This window comes from Candidatus Culexarchaeum yellowstonense, assembly GCF_024707025.1.
Taxonomy (GTDB): Archaea; Thermoproteota; Methanomethylicia; order Culexarchaeales; family Culexarchaeaceae; genus Culexarchaeum.
The window spans coordinates 65,138-76,899 of sequence record NZ_JANGFQ010000001.1 but is presented as its reverse complement, the minus strand read 5'-3'; the positions used below and the strand labels follow the sequence as shown (position 1 = coordinate 76,899).

Here is an 11,762-nt window from a genome sequence, read left to right as displayed (position 1 = left end):
ATGAAAACAATGCCATCAAGAATAATAGCAGTAAGGGATGAGGGGAAAGATAGGAAAACGATAACGGTACACAATAAGGAGATAGCTGAAAAAGCCCATCCGGGACAATTCATAATGGTCTGGATACCAGGAGTAGATGAAATTCCAATGGGGATATCACATATAGGGAGAGAGGAAATATCGTTCACGGTACATAGGGTGGGGGAAGCTACAAACGCACTATACAACAAGAGAGTAAATGAGTACATCGGGGTTAGAGGACCCTATGGCAGAGGCTTCAAAGAAGTGGATGGGAACATAATAGTTATTGGTGGAGGAACAGGCACAGCACCACTAATGCCACTAATTAGGAGGCTCTGTGAAAGAGGGGGGAATAATGTTACAGTCATAAATGGAGCTAAAAGTATTGATGAAATGGTGTTTAAGGGGGAATTAAATGAACTGGCAAAACTGGGGAAGATCAAATATATACCAGCAACGGAAGATGGAAGCCTAGGATATAAGGGGTTGGCAACAACTCTACTCGAAAATCTACTGAGGGAGGGAGAGATGCCCAATGAAATATACGTATGCGGACCCGAAGTCATGATAAAGAGGGTTGTGGAAATAGCATTGGAAAGGGGTATACATGTCCAAGCATTGGTGGAGAGATATATGAAGTGCGCAATTGGAATATGCGGTTCATGCACCATGGACCCATTGGGAATAAGAGTATGTGTAGAGGGGCCAGTAATACCAATAGAAATCCTAGCAAAAATAACTGAGCTAGGTGTATATAAGAGGGATTCCTCAGGGAGGAAGATAAAAATATGAAGCGCTAAAAATTTAAGTAGCCCATTAAACCATAAAATAGTGAGCAAAAATGCCAAGCCATGGATCACTAACAAAAGCTGGGAAAGTTAGATCGGCAACCCCAAAAATACCAGCTAAACCAAGAAGAAACTCCCCTCCAAGATTGAGATGTAGGAAAATATACTTTAGACGCGAAATTATGGGAGGAGTCCCTTGGAGGAAGGAGAAGACTTAGAGTAAATGAAATAATTCAAGCTTCCCAGCATCCTGAAAACAACATAAATAATTTGTTTTAAAATAATTCAGTTTATATTGTAGGCGGGGGTTGCCGAGCCAGGTCAAAGGCGCGAGGCTCAGAAGTTAACTGGGAAACCTCGTGGCGTAGGCCTTCGTGGGTTCAAATCCCACCCCCCGCATCCATTTAAATTCACAATTAAAGTTGGGAGAATTATGTTTAATAGCAAAAATGAGTTAAAGTGTTTTGGGATGAGAATTGGCAAAAATAGTAAGAACTGGTGTAGCATTTAGGAAAGAGACTTTGAAAATGCTCAATGAATATATGGATAAGACGGGGATGAAGAATAGATCCAGAATAATTGATGAAGCATTGAGATTATACCTCTCAGACAGAGGGATTATGATGGAGGAGGGGATGTTTGGAGGAGTAATAGCAGTATACTTTGACCATGAAGCAGAACAAAAATTAACAGAACTACAACATGAATTTCTAGATATAGTCATATCAAATACGCATGTACATTTAGATGCGGAGAACTGTATGGAAGCAATACTTGTAAAGGGGGATATACTTAAAATAAAGGAGTTTATGTTGAAAATAGAGGGGGTTAAAGGGTTAAAAGCTATGAGGAGTAGCTTTTTCAAAATAATGTGATAAATTGAAGATTAGGGAGATACGACTCCAGGAATTTTTGGGAATGGCACGGCATCCCACACATATTTCAACCCACAAATGTATCTTGTTAGCCTCTCCACACCTATCCCAAAGCCAGCTGATGGTGGAATACCATCTTTTAGCATTTCAAGATACCAATTGTAATTTGAAGGATCTTCACCACTCCTCTTCATCCTCTCAACAACGAACTCATACCTATACTCCCTTTCACCACCAGATATGGCTTCACCATAACCCTCTGGATACATTAAATCAAAATCCCTTAAAAATCCAGGCCTACTCTCATCTTCCAAGTAATAAAAGCCACGAGCACTGATGGGATAGTTTGTTATCCAGAAAGGCTCTTTATGGAGAAAGGATAATACTTCTTCAGCATCCCATGGTATTTCGTAACCGTAACTCACATGATACCCCATGGATGACAGAAGCTTCACAGCTTCATCATAAGTGTAACGTTTAAATGGAATTTTCAATGGAGCCAATTCCCTACCAAGAGATTTAAGTTCATTGGAACAGTTTATTAAAACATCATCAATAACCCTCTTTAAAAGCCTTTCTGCAAGATCAAACATATCCTCACATTTGGCATATGCAACTTCTAAATCAATTTGCCTAAACTCAACTAAATGCCTCCCAGTACTTACGGCTTCCAATGGCTCTATCCTAATATTTGGAGATAAAGCAAATATTTTTGGATAGCATTTAATCATCATCTGCTTATATAAGATCATGCTACTCATAACCTTAAATTTTGACCCATAGTAATCTATTGAAGCTTGCTTAGCTCCACGTATACCAGGATCTGTGCATGGCCCTATTATTGGTGCTAGAATCTCTATAAACCCCTCACTTCTAAGGAAACTTCTAATTGAAGACAAAATGCAATCTTGAATCTTGAAGATGCATTTAAACTTAGGCTCCCCAATCGTTAAATGCCTAAAGATCACAGAGTTAAATGACATAATTAAATCTGAAGAATATGAGAGTCTAAATATAATATAAATCTTTACTGAAAAATTATGAATAAATGTAAAAAATACATGTATAGTATGGAAAGATATATGAAGAATATGATTTGAAAACATCAACATATGAAAAACAATTACATATTGAATTAAATGTGAAACTCCAATAGAAATATAGGTAACGAATGGCTAGGATAATTGGGTTTAATTGAGGAGATAAAGCTTGTCTAAGAAGATTGATGATATTTTCACAAGCATAATCCATTCACAAATATTCAAAAATAGAGAACTACTTAGACCAGACTATATACCAGATGAACTCCCACATAGAGAGAAACAGATAATGGCTATTGCAAAGGTGCTTGCACCATTACTTCAAGATCAAAGACCATCAAACATGTTCCTATACGGATTAACTGGGACAGGTAAAACTGCCGTGGCAAAATATGTTTTGGAGAGAATTAAAGCTAGAAGGGAAGTTTCGGGGAGAATTCTAACAGCATACGTAAATTGCAGATATGAAGACACAGATTACAGAGTACTTGCAACATTAAATGAGGCGATAGGGGTACATGTACCATTCACAGGATTAGCTACAGCGGAAGTATACAAGCGATTCTTGAATGGATTAGATAAGAGGAAAGTATCTATGGTGGTTGTGTTAGATGAGATAGATGGACTAGTTAAGAAATGCGGAGATGAACTGCTATACAAACTTACAAGGATAAACACTGAACTCAAAAATAGCAAACTATGCGTAATAGGGATAACAAATGATCTGAAATTCACAGAGTTCCTAAGCGCCAGAGTTCTAAGCAGCCTTGGGGAGGAAGAAGTGGTTTTCCCACCATACACTGCACCAGAACTTGAAGACATACTTTTAAGAAGAGTGGAAAAGGCATTTAGAAGTGGAGTCTTGGAGGATGGAGTAATACAGTTATGCGCGGCATTAGCTGCAAAAGAGCATGGAGACGCCAGGAGGGCATTGGAACTTTTGAGGATAGCTGGCGAAATAGCTGAGAGGAATGGTCAAGACAAGGTAACCATAGAAAATGTGAAACAAGCATATAAGGAGATAGAGAAGGATAGAGTAATAGAAGCCATAACAAGCCTACCACTACACTCAAAAATCCTCCTACTATCAATATACACGTTGCAATTGGAGATGGGTAAGAGGGAAGCAACCACTGGGGAAATATATGATACATACAAAACATTCTGCGAGAAAATCAAGATAGACCCACTAACACAGAGGAGAATTGGAGACCTAATAAATGAGCTTGATACGCTAGGAATAATAAATGTGAAGTTAGTGAGTAGGGGGAGGTATGGAAGGACAAAGATAATAAAGATTGGTGTAAATGAGAAAAGCCTTAGAGAAGGATTATTAAGCGATGAAAAGATATCAAATTTGCTAAAGTAGATGGAAATGAAGATACTAACATTTGAAGATGGGAAATTTGTTGGAAAAGGGTTTGGGAAAACATTATTGATAGGTTTAAAGACAGAAGACACATTAATTGAAGACATCTATTTTAGGGAGATTGAAATTGATGGACTTGATGCAACTGAAAAAGCCATTGAAATAATAAATGAAGCAAAACCAATAGATATAATACTTCTAAATGGAATATCCTACGCCGGATTCAACTTAATAGATGCTGAGAAAATATGGATTAACCTAAGAATACCATTAATAATATACACTAAGAAAAAGCCAGATAATAAGAAGGTTATATCAGCATTAATAAAACATTTCCCAGATTGGCGTATAAGATGGGAGATAATAAAAAACACTCTAAAAGCATCGAGGGGGGTGCATCAAGTAAAGATAAAAAGCCGTGAAAAACCAGTCTACATTGAAGTCATAGGGATAGACTTAGAGGAAGCAATAAAGATATTGAAGAATAACACCATATGGGGGAGAACACCGGAACCAATAAGAATAATAGAAATCATAGCTGAAGAATCATCAAAAATATACTTGCAAGTTAAAAATAAATAGCAAAAATTAAATCTGAATTATAGAATGCCTCGGTAGCTCAGCTCGGTAGAGCGGCGGCCTTGTAAGCCGTTGGTCGCGGGTTCAAATCCCGCCCGAGGCTCCATCCTCTTAAATTAAACTGTTTAGGTAAATTTTACCCTAAACTTGAAAGGCTATAAGTGGTTCTTCTTAAAATAATGTTGTCCGGGTATGGCTAATGGGAATGAAATTCAAAATAAACTTCCCTATTAACATTTCATAATCCCTCATTAGAATGACCTAAAAATGTTGAAGTGGATATTAGAACTGGTCCTTACTTTCGGCAAGCCTTTTAATGAGGTCCAAGACTTTCTCTTTTATTGCATCTCTGATTTTCCTAGCTTCATCAAGCGGCATATTTGCTGGGTCAGGCATATTCCACTCCTCAACATATCTGGAGTATATTATGGGGCAAAGGGCACCACTACACACTATCACTGCCACATTAGCCTTTTCCTGAAGCTCCCTAGTAATCATTTGTGGTTTTTTATGGCTTATGTCTATGCCTTCCTCAAGCATTAGCCTTACAGCATTTGGATGAACTTTATCTGCCGGTTTTATTCCAGCACTTATGGCAGTCCAGCCTTCAGGAGCATACTTGTTAAAGTAAGCTTCAGCAATTTGACTTCTGAAACTATTTTCAACACATACAAATAAAACGGTTTTCAAGTTCATCCATCTCCCCCTCAATATTCCCGGGAATCACACATGACTATGGCATTATAGGATAAAAATTTATTTCTAACATTAACAATTACTTTAAATGTTGGGCCGGTAGCTCAGCCTGGAAGAGCATCCGCTTGGCATGCGGGGGGTCGCGGGTTCAAATCCCGCCCGGTCCACTATAATCAAATTGATAATGACGACGATAATAATTTATCAGCCAACTGCAATATTTATGTAGTAGATTTGTTTAGATGATTGTGAAATGATGTGAAGAGGGTCAATGAGGGGGAACCGATGATTTACGCTGGAAACACTGATCATATAATGTTAGATCGTGGAGTATAGGTTCATTTCAATCTCATAATCATGTACAACCATTGCGGCTACAACCCATGCATCTAGAGTTTCAGGGTATATTGAGAATTTTACATCGGCCAACTTCAAGTTTTCCTCTGAAAACTCCCCCTCTTGAAATCCTCCTATAATGACTGCTGGATTATCCTCTTTGACAAGCATCTTCGCTAGATCATTTGGATGTATTCTTTCACCAGCAGAGGTTAATAGTATGGTTTTAGATGGGCGAATACTGTTAATTAGATTTGACAAGTTGCAAGCCTTAATGGTTATTAGAGGAGTATCACTATTGGGTGGAACTCTTCCAACTTTAAACAATTGCTCCATTAAACCCACAAATCTATTATAATTCCTTGGTAGGCGGATTGATGGGTGAAAAGTTATGACCATATCATTTATTGTATGAACATACACTTTCACTAACCCCCTCTTGCTTGCAGGAAAACCTAAAACATTAAGTAGTATTAAATGTGTTATATCAGGTCTACCACGTTTCCAAAAATCCTTTAGTGATTTCATAGCCCAATAATGTTTGGAAATATCTAAGAGAAGTTCAAAACTCTTCTTCCCCCTCCTCTTAGCATCTTTCACCACAGCTGGATGATCACTTATCTCCCTAGGGATAAGTTCCAAAGCTGCCTCTCCAACAATTAAGTTAAGATGATTATGCAAAATGAATAACACCCAATTTAAATATAACCATTAAATCTATTAATTTAATGCGGAGGATCATACGTGAGATAGGCAGAGAACGCATAGACAAATTATTCAGAATGGCGGAAAAAGTATTTCACGAAAACCCTGAGCTAGCAGATAGGTATGTGGAGATTGCCCGTAAAATAAGTATGAAAGTCAGAGTAAGAATACCGACAAAATGGAGACGTAGATTTTGTCATAAATGCTACACATTCCTAGTTCCAGGAGTAAACTGCCACGTTAGAATTAGAAGTAGGAGGAGTACGCATATAGTAGTAACATGCCATAAATGTGGAAATAAAATGAGATATATAGTAAAGAGGGGGAAGTAGAGGGATATCAGTGAAAAATATTTATTGCAACATCCACTTATTCTATTGATATCAATGGGTAGTGAAAAACGCAAGATCAAATCACTCATAATTAGAAATGAAATTCCAAAGATAAATGTGGGTAAAAGTGGGTTGACGGAAGCCGTTACGAAGGAGATAGATAGACAACTAGATGAACATGAATTTGTGAAGATAAAATTACTCAAGAATTCACCATTAATAGAAGAAGCTGATGTAAAGGGGATAGCTAAAGAGCTGGCTTCATCACTAAAAGCGGAAGTTATAGACGTTAGAGGGAGAACAATAACATTATATAGAAAACGGAAAAGCAAATAATTTATAATAGATAATACGATTTGAAAAGTAGTTTAACAAAATTTGGTGACGGACATTGGTTTCACCAAAAACAGTTCCAGCAAATAGATTGATTAAAGAGTTAGCTGAGATTATAAAAGAAAATTACCCACAAATAAAACCGCCAACATGGGCACAATACGTGAAAACAGGAAGCCATAGGGAGAGAATCCCCGATAACCCAGATTGGTGGTATATCCGTGCTGCAGCAATACTTAGAAAAATATATTTAAAGGGTGGAGTAGGGGTGGAAAGGCTTAGAACAGCCTTTGGCGGAAGGAAGCAGAATGGAACGAAGAAATGCCACTTCAGGAAGGGGGGAGGTAAGATTATTAGAGAGATAATGCAACAATTGGAGGATGCAAAACTTGTGAAGAAGGTTGAAGGAAAGGGGAGAACTCTAACTCCCGAAGCTCTCTCACTCCTATACACAACATCGAACAAAATATTTAGAAGTCTTATGAAAGAAAATCCTGAACTCAAAAAATACGTTATCGCATAAATGAGGTGAAGGTAATATGGCAAATGAGGGAGATGAAGAAGGATATGATGAAGAATTAGAGGAGATTAGACGTAAAAGAATGGCGGAATTAAAAAGACAAATAGAGGAAGCTAGAAAGAGGGAGGCAATAGAGGCAGCTAAACAAGAGGCTTTAAGGAGAATACTTACCCCAGAAGCTAGAAGTAGACTTGCAAATTTAAAAATGGTTAAACCAGAGATAGTTGAGCAAATAGAATTACAATTAATACAATTAGCTCAAAGTGGAAGGATTCAAGTACCAATAACCGATGAGCAATTGAAAGAAATATTAAGCAGAGTGATTAGTAGAAGACCAACTAAAATTATATGGAAAAGGGGGGAGTAAGTTTGGCGAGAAATAAACATTTAGCTAGAAAACTTAGATTGGCCCATGCAAATAAGCAAAACTCCCCAGTCCCATTATGGGTTATTATAAAAACCATGGGTAAGTTTAGGAGACACCCAAAACTCAGACATTGGCGTCAAACAAAATTGAAAGTGTAGGGGGATTAGAATGAGTAAAAGTGGTGAAAAAAAGGAGGATATAGTCCTAGAACGAATATACACAATACCACTAAAAATAGCCTATTATGTACCTAGAGGTAAAAGAACCCCACGTGCAGTTAGATTTTTAAAGGAATTCATAATGAAGCATATGAAAACTGATAAAGTGATCATAACCCCAGAAGTAAATGAAATCCTATGGTCAAGAGGCATACAAAAACCCCCAAGAAGGATAAGGGTAAGGGTGACCAAGAATTCAGAGGGGGAGGTAAAGGTATACCCATTTATGGAAAAAGAGTAGGGGTAAAAACAATTTGATAGAAAGACTATCGGTTTATGGAAGTAATAATATAGGGGTTTTCTTCTCAGCATCAGATAAGTATGTTCTAACACCATCAAATATACCAGTAAAGATAATGAAGATAGTTGAAGAAGTATTAGGGGTAAAAACAGTACAAATAAACTTATGCAACTCAGTACTCCTGGGAGTACTAACTGTTGGAAACTCCAACGGGATACTTGTACCATACTATACACCACAAGAAGAAATTGAATATTTAAGAAGGGAGCTAAAGGAGCTAGGAGTAAACATTGAACCATTCCCAAGCAAGATAACAGCACTTGGAAACATAATACTCACAAACGATTATGCCTCAATAGTAAGTCCAGACCTAAATAGAGAGGAAATTAAATGTATAAGGGATGTATTAGGTGTTGAAGTTGAAAAGTGCACGATAGCAGGATATAAAGTGGTGGGATCTGTTGGAGTAGCAAGTAATAAGGGGTGCATAGTTCATCCAATGACCACTGAAGAGGAACTAAAAAATATAAGTGAGATATTAAAAGTTAAGGTGGATGTAGGAACAGTGAATGCAGGATTCCCCATAGTGGGGGTAGGGATAGTGGCCAACTCCAAAGGAATACTGGTTGGAAGCTCATCCACAGGACCGGAAATAGCACAAATAGAAAGAGTTTTGGGAGGGATGATATGATATGAGTGTGAAAATATATAGGGTAAGTGGCGAAGTAATTCTGAGAAATGGAGCTAACATGAAATTCACATTAGACATACCTGGATTGAAGCCTGAAGAAGCAATTGAAAGAGTCTATTCAAATTTAAGTGGAATACATAGAGTGAAAAGGGGGAATGTGAGGATTAAAAACATAGAAGTAATAAATCCAAAAGATACAAAAAATAGTTTGATACAAGTTTTATGGAGAGAGAAGATAAATGAAGAAGATTGATCGAAAAGAGGTTGAAGAAGAAGTTGGCAGACTATACGCACAGATAACCACACTAAATTCAATAGCAGACGCATTAAAGGAGCAGAGTGAAATCTTACAAAGACAGATAATAGACACCCAACTCGCGCTGGAAACTTTAAATGAAATAAGTAAACTGGAAAAAAATCATAAAGTTATACTGCCACTAGGATCACAAATAATGGTTGATGCAGTAATAGTGGACAATGAAAATGCATATGTAAACGTAGGCTCCAACATAATAATCAAAAAACCAAATAAAGAGGTAATAGAAATACTTGAGAAGAGAATGGAAGCCCTACAAAAACAGCAAATGGAAATACAGCAGAAATTAACAGAAACATTAAGTGGAATAGAATACTTACAAAATCAATTAAACACATTAATACAACAATTGAGAGAAAAAGGCACTTAAGGATGATGAATATTGTTCAGCAAACTCAAAAACGCAATAAAACAAATAATTGAAATAGTATCCACAAAGACACTATCAAAGGAAGAATTAGAACCAATACTATTCGAGTGGAAAATGCAATTAGTAAGCTGTGATGTAGCATATACAGTTGCAGAATACTTGGAGAAGAGAATACTTGAAACATTGACAGGCTCAAAAATCCCAAGAAACGAAGACCCAGCAACAAGGGTAAGGGAGTGTATAAAGAAAGCAATAATGGATATACTTGTAGAAGCAGGGGAAATGGATTTAGAAGAAGAAATTAGTAGGAGGATTAGAAGTGGAGAAACACCAGTAAAAATAGTCTTCGTAGGAGTAAATGGTAGCGGTAAAACTACCACCATAGCAAAACTTGCATTCAAACTTAAAGAGAAGAATATAAACTCTGTTCTCGCATGTAGCGACACATTTAGAGCTGGAGCTGAGGAGCAACTGGCTATACACGCAAATAGAATTGGAGTGAAAATGATAAAACACACCTACGGAGCAGATCCAGCGGCAGTAGCTTATGATGCTGTGAAATATGCACAAGCACATAAAATACCAGTAGTACTAATAGACACAGCTGGAAGAATGCATACAGACAAAGATCTAATGATGGAATTAACAAAGATAATTAGAGTCATCAACGCAGACTACACAATATTCATTGGAGATGCATTAACAGGCAATGATGCACTAAACCAAGCAGAAACCTTCAACAAATATGTGGGTATAAGTGGATCAATAATAACGAAGGTGGATGCAGATGTAAGAGGCGGAGTAGCCCTATCAATAATGTTTGCAACAAAGAAACCAATACTATACATTGGAACAGGACAAAAATACACAGATTTAGTTAAATTCGATGGAAACTGGTTAATACAGAAAATAGTAGAATAAATTAACATCGAAAAATAAACAATTTTATATTACAAAACAACACTAAATAGCTACAGAGAACATGTCACTCAAAGGTAGAGACCTCTTAACATTACAAGAATTCACAACCGAGGAATTATGGAAACTATTAAAATTAGCGGAAAAGATGAAGATGGAATATTACTCTGGGGAGAGAGTAAAGGAAGTTTTGAAGGGGAAAACTTTAGCAATGATATTTCAGAAACCATCAACAAGGACAAGAGTATCCTTCGAAGTGGCAATGCATCAATTGGGTGGAAAAGCACTATACTTAAGCTGGAATGAACTACAACTTGGTAGAGGGGAAACAATAAGCGATACAGCAAAAGTCCTCAGTAGATATGTGGATGGTATTATGGCAAGGGTATACAGGCACATAGACCTAGAAGAGATGGCCAGAGCAGCCACAATACCAGTAATAAATGGTTTAAGCGATCTACATCACCCATGCCAAGCACTATCAGATGTATTTACAATGTACGAGAAGAAGGGGTATTTAAAGGGGATTAGAGTAGCATTCATTGGAGATGGCTCAAACAACGTATGTAGCTCACTAATAATAGCATCCACAAAATTTGGAATACATGTAAACGTAGCATCACCAAAGGACTACATGCCCAGACAAGATGTAATGAAAATAGCTGAAATAAACTCCATTGAAAGCGGATCCACAGTAAACTTGTATACATCACCGGAGGAAGCTGTGAAAAATGTGGACTTCATATACACAGACGTATGGGTAAGCATGGGACAAGAGGAGGAGAGTGAGAAAAGGATGAAAGTATTCGCACCATACCAAGTGAATAAAAAATTGTTGTCATATTCTCCAAAGGCAATGGTGATGCACTGCTTACCAGCACACCGCGGCTTAGAAATAACTGATGAAGTCATTGATTCAGAAAACTCAATAGTTTGGGATCAAGCTGAAAACAGGCTACATGTACAAAAAGCAATACTAGCATCACTACTATAATGCAAAAACCAACAACAATTTTATATAATAAAGATTCCCCTTAAATCTAGAGG

At 37.2% G+C, this 11,762-nt stretch carries 19 protein-coding genes and 3 tRNA genes; 19 read left to right on the top strand and 3 right to left on the bottom strand.

Annotation, left to right across the window (positions count from 1 at the left end; all coding sequences use genetic code 11):
* From MRT15_RS00500 to MRT15_RS00485, 4 genes are all read left to right on the top strand, one after another.
* Entirely contained in the window at positions 1–813 is an 813-nt protein-coding gene (locus MRT15_RS00500; RefSeq protein WP_304326915.1) for a dihydroorotate dehydrogenase electron transfer subunit, read from the top strand.
* Between the two features lie 49 nt (positions 814–862).
* Complete coding sequence (locus MRT15_RS00495; protein WP_304326914.1) at positions 863–1,027, top strand: 30S ribosomal protein S30e; 165 nt, start codon at positions 863–865, stop codon at positions 1,025–1,027.
* Positions 1,028–1,110: 83 nt separating this feature from the next.
* Positions 1,111–1,208, top strand: a tRNA-Leu gene (locus MRT15_RS00490).
* 77 nt (positions 1,209–1,285) lie between these two features.
* The gene (locus tag MRT15_RS00485; RefSeq protein ID WP_304326913.1) at positions 1,286–1,684 is read left to right on the top strand and encodes a CopG family ribbon-helix-helix protein; all 399 of its coding nucleotides are present in this window, start codon (positions 1,286–1,288) and stop codon (positions 1,682–1,684) included.
* Positions 1,685–1,695: 11 nt separating this feature from the next.
* On the opposite strand, the gene MRT15_RS00480 is transcribed toward MRT15_RS00485, so the two are convergent.
* On the bottom strand, positions 1,696–2,667 hold the full coding sequence (locus tag MRT15_RS00480) for an asparagine synthetase A (RefSeq protein WP_304326912.1): 972 nt from the start codon (positions 2,665–2,667) through the stop codon (positions 1,696–1,698).
* Positions 2,668–2,893: 226 nt separating this feature from the next.
* Between MRT15_RS00480 and MRT15_RS00475 the strand changes: the two genes are divergently transcribed.
* From MRT15_RS00475 to MRT15_RS00465, 3 genes are all read left to right on the top strand, one after another.
* Positions 2,894–4,093, top strand: coding sequence for an ORC1-type DNA replication protein (locus MRT15_RS00475; RefSeq protein ID WP_304326911.1), 1,200 nt, complete (start codon positions 2,894–2,896; stop codon positions 4,091–4,093).
* Positions 4,094–4,099: 6 nt separating this feature from the next.
* Positions 4,100–4,675 (top strand): DUF99 family protein, encoded by a 576-nt coding sequence (locus MRT15_RS00470; protein WP_304326910.1) that lies wholly within the window; start codon positions 4,100–4,102, stop codon positions 4,673–4,675.
* Between the two features lie 26 nt (positions 4,676–4,701).
* Positions 4,702–4,778 (top strand) — tRNA-Thr (locus MRT15_RS00465).
* 176 nt (positions 4,779–4,954) lie between these two features.
* Here the strand turns inward: MRT15_RS00465 and MRT15_RS00460 are convergent.
* Positions 4,955–5,368, bottom strand: coding sequence for an arsenate reductase ArsC (locus tag MRT15_RS00460; RefSeq protein ID WP_304326909.1), 414 nt, complete (start codon positions 5,366–5,368; stop codon positions 4,955–4,957).
* Between the two features lie 93 nt (positions 5,369–5,461).
* On the opposite strand from MRT15_RS00460, the gene MRT15_RS00455 reads away from it, so the two are divergent.
* Positions 5,462–5,535, top strand: a tRNA-Ala gene (locus MRT15_RS00455).
* 151 nt (positions 5,536–5,686) lie between these two features.
* Here MRT15_RS00455 and MRT15_RS00450 read toward each other — a convergent pair.
* On the bottom strand, positions 5,687–6,385 hold the full coding sequence (locus MRT15_RS00450) for a 16S rRNA methyltransferase (RefSeq protein WP_304326908.1): 699 nt from the start codon (positions 6,383–6,385) through the stop codon (positions 5,687–5,689).
* 47 nt (positions 6,386–6,432) lie between these two features.
* On the opposite strand from MRT15_RS00450, the gene MRT15_RS00445 reads away from it, so the two are divergent.
* From MRT15_RS00445 to argF, 11 genes are all read left to right on the top strand, one after another.
* Entirely contained in the window at positions 6,433–6,741 is a 309-nt protein-coding gene (locus tag MRT15_RS00445) for a ribonuclease P protein component 4 (RefSeq protein WP_304326907.1), read from the top strand.
* A gap of 54 nt (positions 6,742–6,795) precedes the next feature.
* On the top strand, positions 6,796–7,077 hold the full coding sequence (locus MRT15_RS00440; protein WP_304326906.1) for a YhbY family RNA-binding protein: 282 nt from the start codon (positions 6,796–6,798) through the stop codon (positions 7,075–7,077).
* A gap of 55 nt (positions 7,078–7,132) precedes the next feature.
* Positions 7,133–7,597, top strand: coding sequence for a 30S ribosomal protein S19e (locus MRT15_RS00435; protein ID WP_304326905.1), 465 nt, complete (start codon positions 7,133–7,135; stop codon positions 7,595–7,597).
* Between the two features lie 16 nt (positions 7,598–7,613).
* Positions 7,614–7,961, top strand: coding sequence for a DNA-binding protein (locus tag MRT15_RS00430; RefSeq protein ID WP_304326904.1), 348 nt, complete (start codon positions 7,614–7,616; stop codon positions 7,959–7,961).
* Between the two features lie 2 nt (positions 7,962–7,963).
* A complete protein-coding gene (locus MRT15_RS00425) occupies positions 7,964–8,119 on the top strand; it encodes a 50S ribosomal protein L39e (protein WP_304326903.1) in 156 nt (51 codons plus the stop codon).
* A gap of 10 nt (positions 8,120–8,129) precedes the next feature.
* Positions 8,130–8,420, top strand: a complete 291-nt coding sequence (locus tag MRT15_RS00420; RefSeq protein WP_304326902.1) for a 50S ribosomal protein L31e — start codon at positions 8,130–8,132, stop codon at positions 8,418–8,420.
* A 13-nt stretch (positions 8,421–8,433) separates the two neighbouring features.
* Positions 8,434–9,111 (top strand): translation initiation factor IF-6, encoded by a 678-nt coding sequence (locus tag MRT15_RS00415; protein ID WP_304326901.1) that lies wholly within the window; start codon positions 8,434–8,436, stop codon positions 9,109–9,111.
* 1 nt (position 9,112) lies between these two features.
* The gene (gene rpl18a, locus MRT15_RS00410; RefSeq protein ID WP_304326900.1) at positions 9,113–9,364 is read left to right on the top strand and encodes a 50S ribosomal protein L18Ae; all 252 of its coding nucleotides are present in this window, start codon (positions 9,113–9,115) and stop codon (positions 9,362–9,364) included.
* On the top strand, positions 9,351–9,797 hold the full coding sequence (gene pfdA, locus MRT15_RS00405; RefSeq protein ID WP_304326899.1) for a prefoldin subunit alpha: 447 nt from the start codon (positions 9,351–9,353) through the stop codon (positions 9,795–9,797). Before rpl18a ends, pfdA begins: the two co-directional genes overlap by 14 nt.
* Before the next feature lie 12 nt (positions 9,798–9,809).
* Entirely contained in the window at positions 9,810–10,718 is a 909-nt protein-coding gene (ftsY, locus tag MRT15_RS00400) for a signal recognition particle-docking protein FtsY (protein WP_304326898.1), read from the top strand.
* Between the two features lie 61 nt (positions 10,719–10,779).
* Positions 10,780–11,709, top strand: coding sequence for an ornithine carbamoyltransferase (gene argF / locus MRT15_RS00395; RefSeq protein ID WP_304326897.1), 930 nt, complete (start codon positions 10,780–10,782; stop codon positions 11,707–11,709).
* Positions 11,710–11,762 lie beyond the last annotated feature (53 nt).